We start from the raw sequence: 18,053 nt of genomic DNA on the forward strand, positions 1-18,053 counted from the left end.
GATTGGGATCAGGACTCGGGATGCAGGAACTCATCGCCCGGCTGGATGTCCGGCGAGGTGACGCGCACTGTGTCCGCAGAGTGTCCCTTGCCGAGGAGCACGACCTTGAGCTCACTGCCGTCCGGTCTTGTGACCCAATACTCTTCGTACCTGTATGTTACCGCTGATTTTGGAAGAATTACCGTGCTTGGCGCATCCGGCAGGCGCATGGCCAGCTCCACGCGTTGTCCGCCACGCGTGAGCGGCGGCTTGGCAGGAATCTCCAACTCCACGTGGATCTTGCGCGTCTCCGGGTTGAAGCCGGGGGAGATGCGGCCCACGCTGGCCTGCACGGTCTGCGGTCCGCCGGGAAGGTCCGGCACGAGCAGGGGGATAAGTTCTTTCTGGCGTTTGAGCCAGTCGAACTCCTCCGGGGAGAGGCCGAAGGGCGCGATGAGCACGCGGAAGTCGCCCAGCTCGGCCAGCTTCTCGCCGGTGTTGATCCACTCGCCGGGCTCGATGTAGCGCTCCATCACAGCCCAGTGGGGCGGCGCGGTGACGATGAAGCGTTCGAGCTTTTCGCGCAGCCGTTCCTCCTCCACCTGCATGCTGGCGAACTCATGCTTGGCCAGGGCGAGGTCGAGCTCAAGCTTGTCCAGCTGCGACTGGGCTGCGCTGTCGCGTTTGACCAGGGACTGGTAACGGCTCACTTCCTTGGCGTCGTAGGCGATGTTCGAGCGCAATTTGTCCTGCTGAACCAGGACCTTGTTGAGCTCCAGGCGCGTGAAGGTGTCGTCCAGGCGGGCGAACACGCCGTTTTCGTCAATGGTGTCGCCGATGTCGGCGTTGACCGAGATGACCTTGCCGGCCACCTCGCTGACCAGCGTCATGACGGTGCCGGCGCGGGTGAAGGCCGTGAGGGATGCTTCGCGGGTGGAAGGCTGTGCAACGACGAGCTTTTGCCCGGATTCCTGGGCAGGGGCCGGCGTTGCGAGCGCAAGGTACAGGCACAACAGGGGGCACAGCAGAGGGACAATCCGAACGAGCAGGGCACAATGGCGATGTGCGGAACGTTGCATGAGTATCCCCTGAAGATCGCTCAGTAAACCCGTATGGCGCGCGATGAGACGGTGGATAAAAAAACGGGGCGGACGGCAGGCGCCCGCCCCGTGTATCGGAGACGATTAATCGTTGGAACGCGGGCCGCCGCGTCCGCCGCGATCGCCGCCGCGTCCACCGCGGTCGCCACGATCGCCACCACGTCCGCCGCGAGGTCCACGGTCGCCACGGCGATCGCCACCGCGGCCACCGCCGCCTCGGCGGGGCGGGTTGTCCTTGAACTCGATGCCCTGCTCCTCGGCCAGGATGGCGGCGCGGGAGAGGCGCATCTTGCCGCCGTCCAGGACCTCAAGGCATTTGACCTTGATGGTGTCGCCGAGCTTGACCACATCGGTGACCTTGTCCACGCGCTCCAGAGCGAGCTGGGAGATGTGGACCAGGCCTTCGACGCCGGGCAGGATCTCGACGATGGCGCCGATCTCGAGGATCTTCTTGACCGGGCCTTCGTAGATCTTGCCCACCTCGGGCTTCTGGTCGAAGTAGAGCACGCGTTCCCTGGCCTGCTCCAGCGCCTCCTTGGTGGGGGCGAAGATGGAGACCTTGCCGGAGTCCTCGATATCCACATCGGCGCCGGTGTCGGCCGTGATCTGCTTGATGTTCTTGCCGCCGGGGCCGATGATCATGCGGATGACCTCGGGGTCGACCTGCACAATCGCCAGCTGCGGCGCGTAGTCGGAGAGCTCGGCGCGCGGCTGCTCCAGCACCTTGTTCATCTCGCCCAGGATGTGCACCCGGGCCTCGCGGGCCTGGGTCAGGGCGCGGGCCATGACCTCCGGCGGAATACCGGCGATCTTGATGTCCATCTGGAAGGCGGTGATGCCGTCGGCGCTGCCCGCGATCTTGAAGTCCATGTCGCCCAGAGCGTCCTCGTCACCCAGGATGTCCGTGAGCACGTAGTACTCGTCGCCTTCCTTGATCAGGCCCATGGCGATGCCGGCGACGGCCGTGGAGACGGGCACGCCTGCGTCCATGAGCGCCAGGGAGGCGCCGCACACCGTGGCCATGGAGGAGGAGCCGTTGGACTCCATGATCTCGGAGACCACGCGCATGGTGAAGGGGAAGTCCTCTGCGCTGGGCAGGATGGGCGTGATGGCGCGCTCGGCCAGGTTGCCGTGGCCGATCTCCCGGCGGGAGACGCGGACCATCTTGACCTCGCCTACGCAGTAGGGCGGGAAGTTGTAGTGGAGCATGAAGCGCTTGTTCTCGTCGCCCATGAGGGTCTCCACGCGCTGCTCGTCACGGCCGGAGCCGAGGGTGGCGACGCAGAGGGCCTTGGTCTCACCGCGGGCGAAGAGTGCAGAGCCGTGGGTGCGCGGCAGCAGGCCCACGTCGGCCTTGATCTGGCGGACGGTGGTCACGTCGCGGCCGTCGATGCGCACGCCCAGATCCTTGATGCGCTTGCGCACCAGCTTCTTCTCCAGACCGCCGAGGAGCTCGGGCGCGGCCTTGAGGATCTCGGGCTTCTCGGCGAAGCGGGCGTCCTCTTCCAGCGCGGCGAGAACCTTCTTCTTCACGGCGCTGCGGGCGTCCTTGCGGGCCATCTTCTCGGGGATGGTCACGGCGGCCAGCAGGTCGTCGGTGGCCAGCTCCTCGACGGCGGCGACCAGATCGGCGTCGTCCTCGTGGGGGACGAACTCCATCTTGGGCTTGCCTGCCATCTCGCGCATCTGGTGCTGTGCCTGGAGCAGGGGCTGGAGCTCTGCATGGCCCCACTCGATGGCCTTGGACATGACGTCGTGCGGGATGAAGTCGGCTGCGCCTTCCACCATGACCACGGCCTCCTCGGAGGCGGCCATGACCATGTTCAGGGTGGCGTTTTCGATCTGGGAGCTCACCGGGTTGAGGATGAACTCTCCATCCACGTAGGCCACGCGGGCGCCGGCAATGGGGCCGTTGAAGGGAATCTGCGAGAGATGGAGGGCGGCCGATGCGCCGGTGACGGCGAGCACGTCCGGGTCGTTCTCCTGGTCCGCGGAAAGCACGGTGGCGAGCACCTGGACCTCGTCGCGGAAGCCTTTGGGGAACAGGGGACGGATAGGCCGATCGATGAGCCGGGAGCAGAGCGTCTCACGCTCGCTGGGGCGGCCCATCTCGCGACGGAAGAAGCTACCAGGCACGCGGCCGGCCGCGTACATCTTCTCCTGGTAGTCCACCACCAGGGGGAAGAAGCTGATGTCGCGATCCAGGGGCTGGGTCACCACGGTTACGAGAACCACGGTGCCGCCGCATTGGATCCAGACTGCGCCATTTGCCTGGTTGGCAAGGCGTCCTGTCTCCAGGATGATCTCCTTGCCGCCGGCATTGACTGTCAGACGGGTGGCGTCGAAATTGGATTGCATATGTACCTCGTTGCCGCCCTGCCTTATCCCGCAATCTGGTGGTGGCCCGCCCGGCGGAGTCAGCCGGATCAACACCAGATTGCGCGAGGAGGCCAGGGCGCGCTGGTCGTAACGCGGGCGGAGCCAGGGAACCCTCCCGGGCCCCGCCGCACGTCGTTTCTGTGGTGCGCGCTACTTGCGCAGTTCGAGCCTCTGAATGAGGTCGCGGTAGCGCTGAACGTCTTTTTTCTTGAGATAGTTCAGGAGCTTGCGACGCTGACCAACAAGCTTCAGCAGACCCGTACGGGAGTGGAAGTCCTTCTTGTGGGTCTTGAAGTGCTCGGTGAGGTAGGAGATGCGGTGCGTGAGCAGCGCAACCTGGACCTCGGGAGAGCCGGTGTCGTCGTCCTTCGTCTTGTACTCCTCGATAACCTTAGCCTTATCCTCAGGTGTCATGACCACAGCGGTATCCTCCGTGTTTGCCTCTTGCGGGGCGTTCATGCCGTCGGGCGCGTGCTAGGACCGCCAGAGTCCGCGCAGCAGCGCCCACACCATCGCGCCACCCCGTTCCTTCTTCTGCGCCAGGGCCAGGGCCTCTCCTTGCGGAGACAGGAACATGATCCGTCCCATGGCGTCCGCCTCTTCCGCTTCCGGTCCGCAGTCAAGCTGCGCGCCATTTTTCACCAGGGCGGCGTCGTGCTCGGAGAGCGTGTGCCGCGGCCAGTGGGGAAGAGAGCGGGCCATGGAAAGGACCCGTTCGGCCAGGGCCTCCGGCTCGTCGAGGACCGCATCCAATGTGTGCGCCTCGGCGATGTCGAAGGGGTGGCTGTGCTCCCGGGTGAGCGCCGTCATGAAGGCGCCGCAACCTAACCGCATCCCCAGGCTGTGGACCAGGGACCGGATATACGTGCCTGCGCCGCAGCGCACCCGGAAATCTATGCGGGGGAGGTCTATGGAAACGACCTCGACCCCTGAAATTGTAATCTCCTTGCGCTTTTCCGGGACTTCCTTGCCTTCCCGGGAGAGCGCGTAGAGCGCCTTGCCTTTATGCTTGGCCGCGGAGTAGGGCGGGACGATCTGGCTGGTGTCCTCCAGCCACGCCATCACCGCCGCGCGGGCCTCGGCCTCCGTTATCTGCGACCAGTCCGCCGTGGAGACGATCTGGCCCTGGGAGTCATACGTATCGGTGGCCTTTCCCAGCTCCAAGGAACCCTTATACACCTTTTCCCCTTCGGTAAGATAGGGGGCAAGCTTGGTTGCCTGGCCCAATAACACGACAAGCACGCCGTCGGCCAGGGGGTCGAGGGTGCCTGCGTGGCCGATCTTCTTCTGCCCGAGCACGCGTTTGATGCGCTCCAGGCACGCAGTGGACGTGGGACCGGAGGGCTTGTGCAGTACGAGCACGCCGTCCTGCTGCGGCGGCTTGATGCGTTTGGGCGCGGTGTTCGCGTCGGTGTTGCTCACGAAGCCTCGCTTGGGGCCATGGCGCTGTTGGAAATGCGGGTGCAATCATCGGCGGGGCAGCCGAGGCCCAATATCTCGCTGCCGTAGCGGACGATGAGCTGTTCGGCTTCGTCCATGGTGCCGTGCACAGTGGCGCCGGAGGCGTTCTTGTGACCGCCGCCGCCCAGGCGCTGGGCCACCTGCTGCACGTTGTCATCGCCGTGGGAGCGCAGGCTGACCTTCACACCGTCTTCGGTCTCGCGCAGGGACACGGCGATGCGCACGCTCTTGACGCGGCGCATGATCTCCACGAGGCCGTCGCAGTCGTAGCGGGTGGAGTGGGTCTGCTCCAGGATGTCCTTGCGGATACGCACCATGCCTATCTTGCCGTCGCAATGCAACACGGATTCGCCCAGGGCGTGGGACCAGAGCTGTAGCCGCTGCGGAGTCCAGCTCTTTTCGAGCTTGGCGTTGAACGCGCCGAGGTCCAGGCCGAGGCGCACGATCTCGGCGGCCAGCTCCAGGGTTTCCGGCCGGGTGTTGCCGTAGCTGAAGTGCCCGGTGTCGCTGACAATGGCGAGGTAGACGGCCTCGCCCAGGTCGCCGGCCAGAGGAATATCCAACCGCCGGGCGAGCTGCGCGACCATGGTGCCCACGGCGGGTTCGCTGGGATCGACCCAGTTGAGCGCGCCGAACTGGCTGTTGCCCAGGTGGTGGTCGATATTAACGGTGTGCTCCGGAACCACGGCCGCCGCGGCCTCCGGGTCCAGACGGCTGATGTCGCCGGAGTCCAGGACAATGGACCAGCCGGGGGTGAAGCCATCCAGCGAGGTGTGCGCCATGTCCGGATGGCCGAGCCAATCCATGGACGGCGGCGTGCCATTGGCCGCGTAATGGACAAAGCGTTTCCCCAGCGTCTTGAGCAGGAAGCAGACGGCCACGGCCGAGCCGTAGGCGTCGCCGTCGGGCGTGGCGTGGCCCGCAACCAGGAAATTGTCTTCTGTGCGCAGGATATTCAGGATCTCATCGACGACGGGCGGCATTGAGCATTTCCTCGAAGGCGTCAGTTTCTTCGTTCGGCGTTCCGGCCGAGGCGTCGAACTGGAAAGCCAGCTCCGGTATGCGGCGTTTGGTCAGGCGCCTGCCCAGCTCCGTACGCAGAAATCCGCGCGAGTGGGCCAGCCCCTCCGCGACCTGCTCGGGATCGGAATGGACGGTGTACTGAACGGTGGCGATATTCATGGACGGGTCCAACGATACACCGAGGATTGTGACAAGCTCGAGCCGCGGGTCTCGCGACTCGGTGGCGATGATGTCCGCCAGCTCGCGCATGATCGCATCGCCCAGGCGTTGGGCGCGATTCGGATCGGAGTCTGTCATGATGCTGTCCGTCAGGCTACTCGGCGCCGAAAAGCTCGATGCTGCTGTCCGTGATCTCTTCGGGCGAGGCGGCTTCCAGCATGTTCAGGCACTTGGTCAGCCGGCCTTCTACATGCGCCCACTCGGTGCCCACGGTGGCGGCTGCGAGCACAAGCCGGGTATGGCTCTCCTGCGACTCCACCTCGGCCACGGACACGTTGAACTTGTTGCGCATCTTGCGCTTCAAGGACTGTGCGACCGACCGCTTGCCCTTGAGGGAAGCGTTGCCGTGCAGGGTGAACTCAACCCGCAGCACTCCGATAACCATATACGCCGAAGGGCGCACCCCCCTAGTCGAGGGTGCGCGCCTCCTCCACTTCCTCGAAGGCCTCGATCACGTCGCCGACCTTGATATCGTTGTAGTTCGTGAGCCCGATACCGCACTCGTAGCCCTTCTGGACTTCCTTGACGTCGTCCTTGAAGCGCTTGAGCGAGGAGACCGTGCCTGTGTAGGTGACCACGCCGTCGCGCAGGAGCCGGATGCCGGCGTTGCGGGTGATCTTGCCGTCCATGACGGCGCAGCCCGCGATGATGCCGACCTTGGGCACGCTGAAGGTGTCGCGCACTTCGGCCTGGCCCAGGTAGACCTCGCGGACTTCCGGGGCAAGCATGCCGGAGAGGGCGTCCTTGATGTCGCTCACCAGCTTGTAGATGATGTCGTAGAAGCGGATGTCGACCTTTTCCTGCTCGGCGATGTCCTTGACCTTGGCGGACGGACGCACGTTGAAGCCGATGATGACGGCTTCGGACGCCGAGGCGAGCAGGATGTCCGACTCGGTGATGGCGCCGGTGCCGCCGTGGATGACGTTGACCTTGACCTCGTCTGTGGAGAGCTTGGCCAGCGCTTCGGACACGGCTTCCAGGGAGCCCTGCACGTCGGACTTGATGACCAGGTTGAGTATCTGGGCCTCGCCCTCGGCCTTCTGGGCCAGGAAGGTCTCCAGGGTGATCTTGGACTCCTTGGCCAGCTCCTTCTCGCGCTGCTTGAGCTGGCGCGATTCGGCGATGCGGCGGGCGACCTTGTCGTCTTCCACGCCAACGAACTCGTCGCCTGCTTCCGGCACACCCTCGAAGCCCTGGACCTCCACCGGCATTGCCGGGCCGGCGGTATCCACTTTCTCACCCTTGTCGTTGAACAGGGCGCGGACGCGACCGGAGAAGAGGCCGCAGACAAAGGGATCGCCCTGATGCAGGGTGCCTTCCTGGATGAGCACGGTGGCCACGGCGCCGCGGCCCTTGTCCAGCCGCGCTTCCACGATGTGGCCGCGGGCGGGCTTGTCCGGGTTGGCCTTGAGCTCCAGCACTTCGGACTGGAGGACGATCATCTCAAGGAGCTCGTCCAGACCGGTGTGCTGCTTGGCCGAAACGTGGGCGTAGATGGTCTCGCCGCCCCAGTCCTCGGGCAAGAGGCCGAGGTCGGCCAGCTCGCGCTTGACGCGGTCCGGGTCGGCCCCTTCCTTGTCCATCTTGTTGACGGCGACCACGATGGGCACGCCGGCGGCGCGGGAGTGGTTCACGGCCTCGCGGGTCTGATCCATCACGCCGTCGTCGGCAGCGACTACCAGGACAACGATGTCCGTGACCTGGGCGCCGCGTGCGCGCATGGCGGTAAAGGCTTCGTGGCCGGGAGTATCCAGGAACACGACCTCGCCGCGCGGGGTGAGCACATGGTACGCGCCGATGTGCTGGGTGATGCCGCCTGCCTCGCCGCCCGTGATGTTGGATTCGCGGATGGCGTCCAGCAGGGAGGTCTTGCCGTGGTCGACGTGGCCCATGATGGTCACGACGGGCGGCCTGCCCTTCAGGCTCTCGGGCTTATCCTCTTCGCGCGGGGCGATGTATGTATCTTCGGAGAAGCCGACCTTCTCAACCTCGTAGCCGAACTCGGACGCCACCAGGCTGGCGGTGTCGAGGTCGAGGGACTGGTTGATGGTGGCCATCACGCCGAGGCCCAGGAGGACCTTGATGAGGGCCTGCGCCTTGACGCCCATCTGGTGGGCCATGTCGGAGACGCGGATGGCTTCGTCGATGCGCAGCTTGCGCTTGGCCTGCTTGAGCGGCTGGCTGGCCTGCTCGGCCATGGTGGCGGCGTGGGCGTGCTCGGTATCGAACTGCGGACGTCTGCCACGGCGGGGCCGGACTTTGCCGCCGGTCTTGTCGCGTACGGGCTGGGCCTTTTTCTTCTTGGCCTGCAGCGAGGCGCGACGGCGGTCTTCCTCTTCCGAAAGGCTCTGGGAGAAGTCCACGACGCGGCGGTCCTTCTTGCGGCCGCTGCCGGCACCCTTGCGCTGGCCGGGAGGAGGCGTGGTCCCGCCCGGAGACGCGGGACGCGGAGCGCGGCCGCTGGGATCGGGCATGCCTTCCTTGGCCAGCTCTGCCTCGGCCTGGGCACGGGCCACCTCTGCCGGGTCGGGCATGGAGATGACGCGGACCTGGGGACCGGACTCGGGCTCTTCGCGCCGCTTGGCCTTCTTCCTTGGCTTCTTGCCTTCCTCGGCCTTCTTCTTGGGCTTCTTGCCCTCGTCGGCCTTTTCGGCTTCCTTGGCGTCCGCGCCCTTTTTGGGAGCAGTTTCCGCCTCGGCAGGCGCTTCTTCGGCAACAGGCTTTTCGGCGGCCGGAGCTTCAGCAGGCTCTTCAGGCGCCGTCTCGGCGGCTTCGGCTTCCGCTGGCGCTTCTTCGGCTACGGGCTCTTCGGCGGCAGGAGTCTCTGCGACTTCTTCCACCGGGGCCTCGCCGGCTTCGGCTTCCTGCGGAGCCTCTTCGGACTCGGCACCAGGCACGGGCTCGCCGGGCGCGGCGATAATGCGAGCACCCTTGGACGCGGGCTCCGGCTCTGCCTCTTCGGCGGCCTCAACGCCCTCGGCCTCTGCGGCAACCTCGGCCTCATGCGGAGCTTCCTCGACCTCGGCTTCCACCGCGGCCTCTTCATGCTCCTCCGCCTCTTCGGCGGCTTCGGCCTCGTGCTCTTCGGCAGCGCCGGCCTTGGGCCTGCGGCGCCGGCGTACGATGACGCCCGGCTGCACTTCCTTGCGGACCACGTCCGCGCCGCCTTCCTCGCCGTTTCTGAAGCGCGAGCGCATTTCTGCGGCCTGCTCGTCGTCAACGGCGCTCATATGGCTTTTTATCTGGACACCCAACTCTCGCAGGGCCTGAATGAGCTCTTTCTTGTTGACTCCGAGCTCATTGGATAGGTCTTTGACAGTGATCGTCATGCGTCACCCCCTTCTCTTCCTCGGTCGGCAATGGCCCTGCCTGAGTTGCGACTTGCATTCGCCATGGAGGCAGACGTAGCAGCCTCTGCCCGGCAGTATCTGTTTCGGGTCCGGGACAAGACCGTCTTCGTCGGCGACAAACCGGAGCAACTCCGATTTGGGCCGCTTAGCGCGACAGACAGTACAGGTCCGCTCGGGGACGCGGCGCTTTGTTTCAGCGCGGGCATCGTCATGCATCCTGGCGTGGTCATGCATCCTCGTTCACAGCAGTTCGTTGCAAGGGCGGCTGTATGGCACAGCGCCCGGTTCATTCGTCTCGTATATGTCACTCGTCGGAAGTCGGCTCCTCGGGAGACGGCGGTTCGCTGTCCACCCGGAGTTCTGATTTCTCTTCGGTCTTGATCTCTTCGTCCGGCGCGGCGCTCTCTTCGGGCTCCACAGCGGCTTCCTCGGCTGCGGCTTCCTCGGCTTTGGGAGCAAGGCCCAGGAAGTTGATGGCAGCGCGGATCTGGTGGACCTTGGCGGAGGTGAGCTTGAGCTTTTCCTCGAGCTCCTCGTCCGTGGCCAGGGCCACCTGCTCGGGGTTCTCCAGACCGGCCTGGAAGAAGCGGTCGATGGGAATCTCGGCCACGCTGGCAAGCTGGTCGAGCTTCTCGCGGCCCACGTTGAGCTCATTGTAGCGGCTCTCGGTGTAGATATCGATCTTCCAGCCGAGCAGCTTGGAGGCGAGCTTCACGTTCTGGCCCTTGCGGCCGATGGCCAGGGTGAGCTGGTCGTCGGGCACGATGACCTCAAGCAGCTTTTCGTCCTCGTCCACGGCGATGCGCGAGATGAGCGCAGGGGAGAGGGCGTGGGCGGCGTAGGTGGCGATCTCCGGGCTCCAGACCACGATGTCGATGCGCTCGCCGCGCAGCTCCTGCACGATGTTCTGGATGCGCGAGCCTCGTATGCCCACGCAGGCGCCCACGGGGTCCACGTCGCGGTCGCGGGAGAGCACGGCCACTTTGGCGCGGCTGCCCGGATCGCGGGCGATGCCCATGATCTGCACGGTGTTGTCGTCCACCTCGGGCACCTCGCGCTTGAACAGCGAGGCCATGTAGTCCGGGTGGGAACGGGAGACGATGACCTGCGGTCCGCGTCCTTCCTTGCGCACTTCCACTATAAAGGCCTGCACGCGGTCGCCGCGCTTGAAGCGTTCCTTGGGAATCTGCTCTTCCTTGGGCAGAAGCGCCTCGGTGCGGCCGAGGTTGATGATCCAGCCCATGCGGTCGCGGCGCTGCACGATGCCGCTGACGATCTCGCCTTTGCGGTCCTTATACTCTTCGTAGATGATCTCCTGCTCGGCGTCGCGCATGCGCTGGATGATCACCTGCTTGGCGGACTGGGCCGCGATGCGTCCCAGGTCCTCCACGTTGAGCTTGAAGCCGATCTCGTCGTCGAGAACGACGCCGGGGTCGTGCTCAATGGCGTCTTCCAGGGAAATTTCGGTGTTGGGGTCCTCGACATCTTCGGTGACGACCTTGAAGAGATAGACCTCCATCTCTCCGGTCTCTTCGTTGAATCCCACCTCGATGTCCTGGTTCTCGCCGTACTTGCGGACGACGGAGGAGCGCACCGCCTCCTCAAGCGTATCTATGAGGAGGTCGCGGTCGATGCCGCGATCCTTGCTGATCTGTTCGATGGCTTTTTTGAGTTCCATGCTCATGGTCGCCTCCCGTATCGTCCGGGGTCGTGAAAGGTCGGTGTTTCCCGCGCCGGCCCGACGGAAAATGCAGCTCGTTCGTGTCCTGGGTTATTTTTTCGCGGTCTTGGCCTTCTCGTCAAACTCGTGGACGAGCCGGGCTTTTTCGATCTCTGTCCATGGGAACTCCAGGGGGCCTACTCCCTCGCCGGGGTCGAGCCTGATTCCCGCGTCGGCAACCTCCACGAGGCGTCCGGCGTAGCGTTTGCGTCCCGGGAACTCCTCTTCATAGAGCGGGTCCTTCGTGACGATGGCCACCTTCCGGCCCTCGTAACCAGCAAGCTGGCCGAGGTTGAAAAAGATCCGCTCCAGACCGGGGGAGGAGACCTCCAGCGTGTACCGGCCGGGAACGATGTCTTCGGCGTCGAGCGCAACGCTCATGTGCCGGGAGACTCGGGCGCACTCGTCCACGTCCACCTCGCCTTCTCCTGGTTTATCCAGGAAGACGCGCACCACGCCCCGCTTTCCGGAAGGCATGTACTGGACCCCCCACAGCTCCAACCCGAAGGCCGAAACCATGGTCCGGGCGATGCTCTCAATCCGTTCCTGTGCGTCGCTCTGTTCCATACGCACTCCCTCAATCTTCCCAATCGTTGCCTGGCTGCGAAACCAAGAAAAAAGGGGGGACCCCAAGGCCCACCCCGTGTATCGCTCAGTCCGCGTGGTGACGAGGCGCGTTTCCGCGTAGTGCCGTGCACGTCACCGTCGAAGGGCGGTTGCCGTCCCGATACGTTCGGAAAAGCGCGGCGGCTGCCTGCGCATAAGACCGGGCGACGACACGACGGGAAAACTGGAGCGGGCGACGGGATTCGAACCCGCGACCCCAAGCTTGGGAAGCTTGTACTCTACCAACTGAGTTACACCCGCCCTTCGGGAAATAAATCCAATACCCATGCCGTCAAGGGCTGTCAAGGCAGTTCTCGCACAGACGCGAGGGTTTTTCCTGCGCCGTTTTTCGACCCGGGTCCGGCACGATCCCTGCAAAATCATCTGCACCGGATCACGGGGAAAGTGGTCCACATCTTGCTTCATCACAGGCAGGAACAGGAGGATTAACCATGCAAAGCAGCATGTTTTCAGGGCTCTTCGGGGCGCTGACCAGCGAGCACAGGCTGGACATCATCGCCAATAATTTGGCGAACGCCAACACCACGGGCTTCAAACGCGAGAAGTACACCTTCGAGGACACCTTTGTGGCCTACGCCCATGACAGGATCATGGAGCCCTCTTTGGACATCCGGCAGAAGAAGTTGTTCCCGGAGCCGGAGATCATGGCCAGGCCGCGCATCGCCGGCTACGAGACCGACTTCACCCAGGGCGGCCTCAAGCCCACAGGCTCCAAGATGGACATCGCCATCCAGGGGCCGGGCTTTTTCAAGGTCCAGGGCGGGGACGGCGCGGAGTACTACACCCGCAACGGCAACCTGCACAAGAACCTCGACGGCGAGCTGGTGAACGCCCGCGGCGACAGGCTTATGGGCGAGGGCGGCCCCATCGCCCTGCCGGAAAACGCCGCGGACGTCGAGATCGGCCCCAACGGCCAGGTCTTTGCCGACAACGTCCTGGTGGGACAGGTCCAGATCGTGGAGCTGGAGGACCCGCAGGTGCTGGAAAAGTTCGGCGACAATCTGTTCAGGGCGCGGGACGGCCAGGCAGCCGTGGAGCAGGACCCCACCGAGACGCAGATCGCGCAGGGTTTTCTGGAAGCCTCGAACATCAACGTAGTCGAGGAAATGGTCAACATGATCGAAACCCAGCGCGCCTTCGAGGCCTACGGTAAGGTTATTTCACAGACAAACGACACCGACACCATGGCTATCCAGCGTGTCGGCAAAGCGCTCTAGGAGGTATCGGTTCCATGATGCGCTCTCTCTGGACTGCGGCCACAGGCATGATCGCGCAGCAGCTCAACATCGACGTGATCTCCAACAACCTGGCCAACGTCAACACTATCGGCTTCAAGAAGAACCGCGCGGAGTTCGAGGATCTGCTGTACCAGAACATGCGCATCGCCGGCACCGAAACCGTGGGCGGGGAACGTATCCCCACAGGCATTCAGGTCGGTATGGGTGTCAGACCTACGACGGTGCACAAGCTCTTCAGCCAGGGCGACTACCAGAACACCGAGAACCCGCTGGACCTGGCCATCGAAGGCGACGGCTTTTTCCAGCTCGATGTGAACGGCGAGGAGGCCTACACCCGCGCCGGCGCCTTCAAGCTCAACGATGAAGGCACCATCGTCACGGCCAATGGCCATCCGCTGCAGCCGGAGTTCACCGTTCCCGAGGACACCGTCAATGTGGTGGTCACCAGCGACGGCAACATCACCGCTCTGGGACGCGGCGGCGATGAGCTCGCGACCGCCGAGATCCCGATCTACACCTTCACCAACCCGGCCGGCCTGAAGGCTGCGGGCCGTAACCTCTATTATGAAACGGACGCTTCCGGCGACGCCGTGCAGGGAACTCCGGGCGAGGAGCAGTTCGGCACTATCACCCAGGGCTATCTGGAGATGTCCAACGTGGAGATCGTGGACGAGATGGTCAACATGATCGTTGGCCAGCGCGCCTATGAGATCAACTCCAAGGCCATCCAGACCTCGGACGCCATGCTCCAGACCGCCAACAACCTGAAGCGCTAAGCAACAGGAGAGGAAGATGCCGCGCATTCTGCAGAGGATATGGGAGATCGCACGGAAGAAGGCCCTTCTGGCCGCCGCCGTGTGGACACTGTGCGCCGCGGCCGTGGCTGCCGCCGCCGTGACGCCGAACGATACGCCATGGCGCATCGCCGTGCACGAGGCCGCAGTGATCACTGGCGACACCGTGACTTTGGGCGAGATAGCCCAGCCCATGGGCCCCATGCCTGATGCCCTCTGGCAGAAGCTTTCCGCCACCGAGCTGTGGCCCTCGCCGGAGGCGGACGGCCGCTCCATGGGCGTGAACCGCGACAAGCTGGAGCAGGCCCTGGAGCACTACCTGGGCGACACGGCCCAGCTCTGCCTCCTGCCGGACAGGCTGGTTCTGCGGCGCGGCGGCACGCTGGTTCAGCAGGACGAGCTCGCCTCCCTGGTGGTCAAAACACTGACGCCGCGGGCCCGCGCCCTGGGCGGCGAGGTCGCCTTCCGCGACTACCGCCTGCCCGACAAGATTTTTCTCAAGGACTCCACGGACACGCTGGTCGTGGTGCCGGACGACGAGAAGATTCAACCCGGCCGGGTCTCCTTCTGGTTCGAGGAACGGGACCTGCGCGGCGAGACCGTGCGCAAGGTATCCGCCTCCGTGTTTCTGGACTGCTTCAAGGACGTCATGGTGGCGGCCGAACCGGTGAATCGCAACACGCCCCTGACGCCGGACATGGTGACCACGCGGCGGATCAACGCCGCCTTCCTGAAAGGGGAGCCGTGGGACGGCATGGGCGGTCCCTGGCGGGTGACCCGCCCTGTGGGCGAGAACCAGCCCTTATATAAGGATGACCTGGAGTCGCTGCCCCTGGTGCGCCGGGGCGAGGCCGTGGAGCTGGTGTTCGAGGGCAAGTTCGTGACCCTCAGGACCATGGCTCAGGCGCTGGACGACGCCGGTCCGGGAGAGCCGGTCCGCGTACGCAACATGCAAAGTCAACAAGAAGTTTATGCCCGGGTGCGGGACGCGCATACCGTGGTGGTCCGCTGAGGAGGACGTCATGAAAAAGTTCGCATCCATCACGCTTCTGTGCTGCCTGGTTTTGGCCGCGTGCACGGAGACCAAGCAGAACGTGCAGACCACCCCGGTTATCAGCCCGCCTCCGGCAGAGGACATCGAGCCCTCCATTGCCGAGAATCCAGGCTCCATCTTCAATCCCGGCGACGCCGGCTACCTCTTTGAGGATAACCGCGCCCGCCGCGTGGGCGACATCGTGCTCGTGAACGTGGTCGAGAACTCGTCGAGCACTCTGACCGCCACCACGAACTCGGAGAAGAAATCCTCCATGGACTTCGGTGTCCAGTCCGCCTTCCTGCGCAAGAGCGTGGGCGTGGGCGAGCTCCTGGGTGTTGACCCGCTGGATATGAAGGGCAACGTGGGCAGCACCCCCATCATCCAGTTCAACAGCGACGACAAGTTCGAGGGCGACGGCGACACCTCCCGTACGGCGGACATCTCCGCAACGGTCGGCGCGCGCGTGGTCAAGGTCCTGCCCGGTGGTCTCATGCAGATAGAAGGCGGCCGCGAGGTGCGCATCAACGACGAGACGCAGCTTCTCGTGGTGCGCGGCCTGGTCCGGCCGCGGGACATCGGCCCGGACAACTCCGTGCTCTCCTCGCAGCTGGCCGACGCGTTCATCGAGATTTACGGCAAGGGCGTGCTGGCCGACCGCCAGAAACCTGGCTGGCTGACGCGCATCATCGACAATGTCTGGCCTTTCTAAAGAATTCAGGAATGCGCAAGGAGTTCGACGCATGGCGATTCTCAGCAAAAATATGACACGCGGCGCACTGGCGCTCGTACTCGCCGCTCTGGTTTGCGCCGGCATACTGGGCGCACCTACCAACGCCCATGCGGTCCGGCTCAAGGACATCGCCACCTTTGGCGGCGTGCGCAACAACCAGCTCGTGGGCTACGGCCTGGTGGTCGGTCTTGCGGGCACGGGCGACTCGCGCAAGAGCGAGTTCACCATCCAGTCCCTGGTGAACATGTTGGAGGTCCTCGGCGTGGCCGTGGACAAGCGCAACCTGCGACCCAAAAACGTGGCCGCCGTCATGGTTACGGCGCAGATGCCTGTTTCCTCCAAGCCCGGCACCCGGCTGGACACCACGGTCTCCTCCCTGGGCGATGCCGAAAGCCTGCTGGGCGGCGTGCTGCTGATGACGCCCCTCAAGGGTATCGACGGCAAGGTCTACGGTCTGGCGCAGGGCGCTCTCACCGTAGGCGGCTTTTCCGTGCAGGGCGATGCGGCCAGCGCCTCCAAGAACATTTCCACCGTGGCGCTCATCCCCAACGGGGCAACCGTGGAGCGCGGCGTTCCCTTCCACTACAACGACCAGCAACAGCTCAAGGTCCACATGAACGAGGCGGACTTCACCACCACCATGGAGGTTGTGGAGAAGATCAACCAGAGCCTGGGCGGCGAGTTCGCCCGTGCCGAGGATATCTCCACCATCGATCTGGCCATCCCGCCGCGTTACGAGGGCAACCTGGTGCCGTTCATGGCCAGCCTGGAATCGCTGGAGGTGAGCCCGGACTCCAAGGCCAAGGTGGTTGTGGACGAGAAGACCGGTACGGTGGTCCTGGGCCGGAACGTGCGGCTTTCCAAGGCGGCCGTGGCCCACGGCAACCTGCAGATCGTGATCCAGGAGAACGCCAACGTCTCGCAACCCGGCGCCTTCTCCCAGGGGCAGACAGTCGTGACGCCCGAGACCAACCTGGGCGTGGACGAGCAGAACCGCCGGCTCACCATGCTCGAAGGCGCGACCCTGCAGGAGCTGGTGGACGGCCTGAACGCCATCGGCGCTACCCCGCGTGACCTTATCTCAATCCTGCGCACATTGAAGAGCGCCGGAGCACTGCACGCCGAGCTGGAGGTTATCTGATCATGTTCGACGCCAAGCCGGATCTCGACATGGCCATGGCGAACGTTTCCCAGGAGGACTCCCTCCGCCGGAAGCTGTCCGTCGATGCGCTGCGTGACCGCCTCAAGGGCGATCCGAACAAGGAGAAGAAGCTGCGCGAGGCGTGCGAGGGGTTTGAGTCCATCTTCATCAACAAACTCTGGCAACAGATGCGCAAGTCCGTGCCCAAGGAGGGCTTTCTCCACTCCAAGGAGGAGGAGATCTACCAGTCCATGTTCGACGAAGAGATGTCCAAGAAGATCGCCAGCGCAGGCGGCATAGGTCTCGCGGACATCCTTTACGAGCAGCTCCAGCAGCAGGCGCAGTTGGTCAGCAGGGCCACATCGCCCACCAAGGCCACGGAGCCCATTCCCATCAATGCCGAGACCGGCCTACGCCCGCCGGACGTCGAGACGGTCCGGCCCGTGAACGTGAGCCGGATCAAGCCGCTGTCCGATGTCGAAGGCCAGGGTGGTGAGAGTGTAGCCAGCGATTCCGAAAGCTTCCTCGACGGTCTGTACACGCCGGTGGATGATGGCGTTTCTTCGTCGCGCGGCGCATCCGCGCCCCCGCCGTCCGATGCCCGCATCGCTGCCGGGGAGCCGCCGGAACCCAGGCTGACGCCCGAGAACATGCGCCATCTGGAGAAGCCGCAGCGACCGGCCAAGGCCGATCCCATCGAGGATCGCACCGTGGTCGCCTCCGCAGGCGCCGGTTTCGCCGCCGCCCGAGCCGGGCTGGGCGGTTCTGCCGCGTCGGGTATGGAGGAGACCAAGAGCATGCAACTGACGGCCTCCCTGCCTGTTCTGGAGCAGCCCGTGGATGGCGTTGTCAGCTCGTCCTTCGGCTGGCGCAACGATCCCTTTACCGGCAAGCGCGCCTACCACGCCGGAGTGGATTATCAGGCCCCGCAGGGCACGCCGGTGCATGCGTGCTGGGACGGGGAGGTCGTTTTTGCCGGGCAAAGGCCAGGATACGGCAAGGTTGTAGTCCTGGAGCATACCGGCGGGTGGCGCAGTTTTTACGGTCATGCCGAGGGGTTAGATGTATCTCAGGGTGAGATGGTGAAAGCTGGCCACAAAATTGCAAGTGTTGGATCAACAGGCCGTTCCACCGGACCGCATCTCCACTTCGAGCTGCGCAACGAGGGACAGGCCTATGACCCTGAAGGGCTCCGCAGGACCATGCTGGCAAGACAGGAGCAGGGTATCACGGGATCCTAGCAACAACGAGGCCGC

17 protein-coding genes and 1 tRNA gene are annotated in these 18,053 nt (G+C 64.5%); 6 read left to right on the forward strand and 12 right to left on the reverse strand.

What is annotated here, in order from left to right:
* Positions 1-8 precede the first annotated feature (8 nt).
* The 12 genes from E8L03_RS17555 to E8L03_RS17610 form a co-directional block, all read right to left on the reverse strand.
* Positions 9-1,058 (reverse strand): efflux RND transporter periplasmic adaptor subunit, encoded by a 1,050-nt coding sequence (locus E8L03_RS17555; RefSeq protein ID WP_171268049.1) that lies wholly within the window; start codon positions 1,056-1,058, stop codon positions 9-11.
* A gap of 105 nt (positions 1,059-1,163) precedes the next feature.
* Positions 1,164-3,437 (reverse strand): polyribonucleotide nucleotidyltransferase, encoded by a 2,274-nt coding sequence (gene pnp, locus E8L03_RS17560; protein WP_171268050.1) that lies wholly within the window; start codon positions 3,435-3,437, stop codon positions 1,164-1,166.
* Positions 3,438-3,608: 171 nt separating this feature from the next.
* A complete protein-coding gene (gene rpsO, locus E8L03_RS17565; RefSeq protein ID WP_144305165.1) occupies positions 3,609-3,878 on the reverse strand; it encodes a 30S ribosomal protein S15 in 270 nt (89 codons plus the stop codon).
* A gap of 54 nt (positions 3,879-3,932) precedes the next feature.
* Positions 3,933-4,880 carry a tRNA pseudouridine(55) synthase TruB gene (truB, locus tag E8L03_RS17570; protein WP_244963561.1) on the reverse strand — a complete coding sequence of 316 codons (948 nt, stop codon included), beginning with the start codon at positions 4,878-4,880 and terminating at the stop codon, positions 3,933-3,935.
* On the reverse strand, positions 4,877-5,902 hold the full coding sequence (locus tag E8L03_RS17575) for a DHH family phosphoesterase (protein WP_171268051.1): 1,026 nt from the start codon (positions 5,900-5,902) through the stop codon (positions 4,877-4,879). Before E8L03_RS17575 ends, truB begins: the two co-directional genes overlap by 4 nt.
* Complete coding sequence (gene rbfA, locus E8L03_RS17580; protein ID WP_144305163.1) at positions 5,883-6,239, reverse strand: 30S ribosome-binding factor RbfA; 357 nt, start codon at positions 6,237-6,239, stop codon at positions 5,883-5,885. The genes E8L03_RS17575 and rbfA overlap by 20 nt, the downstream gene beginning before the upstream one ends.
* A 16-nt stretch (positions 6,240-6,255) precedes the next feature.
* Positions 6,256-6,546 carry a DUF503 domain-containing protein gene (locus E8L03_RS17585; RefSeq protein ID WP_144305162.1) on the reverse strand — a complete coding sequence of 97 codons (291 nt, stop codon included), beginning with the start codon at positions 6,544-6,546 and terminating at the stop codon, positions 6,256-6,258.
* Positions 6,547-6,568: 22 nt separating this feature from the next.
* Complete coding sequence (gene infB / locus E8L03_RS17590) at positions 6,569-9,490, reverse strand: translation initiation factor IF-2 (protein ID WP_171268052.1); 2,922 nt, start codon at positions 9,488-9,490, stop codon at positions 6,569-6,571.
* A gap of 3 nt (positions 9,491-9,493) precedes the next feature.
* Entirely contained in the window at positions 9,494-9,745 is a 252-nt protein-coding gene (locus E8L03_RS17595) for a YlxR family protein (RefSeq protein ID WP_342356079.1), read from the reverse strand.
* Positions 9,746-9,815: 70 nt separating this feature from the next.
* Positions 9,816-11,195, reverse strand: coding sequence for a transcription termination factor NusA (gene nusA / locus E8L03_RS17600; protein ID WP_144305160.1), 1,380 nt, complete (start codon positions 11,193-11,195; stop codon positions 9,816-9,818).
* Positions 11,196-11,282: 87 nt separating this feature from the next.
* Positions 11,283-11,798: a ribosome maturation factor RimP gene (locus E8L03_RS17605; protein ID WP_171268054.1), complete on the reverse strand. Its 516-nt coding sequence runs from the start codon at positions 11,796-11,798 to the stop codon at positions 11,283-11,285.
* Between the two features lie 224 nt (positions 11,799-12,022).
* Positions 12,023-12,098, reverse strand: a tRNA-Gly gene (locus tag E8L03_RS17610).
* Positions 12,099-12,289: 191 nt separating this feature from the next.
* Between E8L03_RS17610 and flgF the strand changes: the two genes are divergently transcribed.
* The 6 genes from flgF to E8L03_RS17640 are packed head-to-tail and all read left to right on the forward strand — an operon-like array spanning position 12,290 to position 18,038.
* On the forward strand, positions 12,290-13,075 hold the full coding sequence (gene flgF / locus E8L03_RS17615) for a flagellar basal-body rod protein FlgF (protein ID WP_144305158.1): 786 nt from the start codon (positions 12,290-12,292) through the stop codon (positions 13,073-13,075).
* 14 nt (positions 13,076-13,089) lie between these two features.
* Positions 13,090-13,872, forward strand: coding sequence for a flagellar basal-body rod protein FlgG (gene flgG, locus E8L03_RS17620; RefSeq protein WP_144305157.1), 783 nt, complete (start codon positions 13,090-13,092; stop codon positions 13,870-13,872).
* 16 nt (positions 13,873-13,888) lie between these two features.
* Positions 13,889-14,902 carry a flagellar basal body P-ring formation chaperone FlgA gene (flgA, locus tag E8L03_RS17625; RefSeq protein WP_171268055.1) on the forward strand — a complete coding sequence of 338 codons (1,014 nt, stop codon included), beginning with the start codon at positions 13,889-13,891 and terminating at the stop codon, positions 14,900-14,902.
* A 10-nt stretch (positions 14,903-14,912) separates the two neighbouring features.
* Entirely contained in the window at positions 14,913-15,635 is a 723-nt protein-coding gene (locus E8L03_RS17630) for a flagellar basal body L-ring protein FlgH (protein WP_144305155.1), read from the forward strand.
* Positions 15,636-15,666: 31 nt separating this feature from the next.
* Complete coding sequence (locus E8L03_RS17635) at positions 15,667-16,797, forward strand: flagellar basal body P-ring protein FlgI (protein WP_171268056.1); 1,131 nt, start codon at positions 15,667-15,669, stop codon at positions 16,795-16,797.
* A 2-nt stretch (positions 16,798-16,799) separates the two neighbouring features.
* Positions 16,800-18,038, forward strand: coding sequence for a peptidoglycan DD-metalloendopeptidase family protein (locus E8L03_RS17640; protein ID WP_235896577.1), 1,239 nt, complete (start codon positions 16,800-16,802; stop codon positions 18,036-18,038).
* Positions 18,039-18,053: the final 15 nt, after the last annotated feature.

The sequence above is a fragment of the Oceanidesulfovibrio marinus genome (assembly GCF_013085545.1).
Taxonomy (GTDB): domain Bacteria; phylum Desulfobacterota; class Desulfovibrionia; order Desulfovibrionales; family Desulfovibrionaceae; genus Oceanidesulfovibrio; species Oceanidesulfovibrio marinus.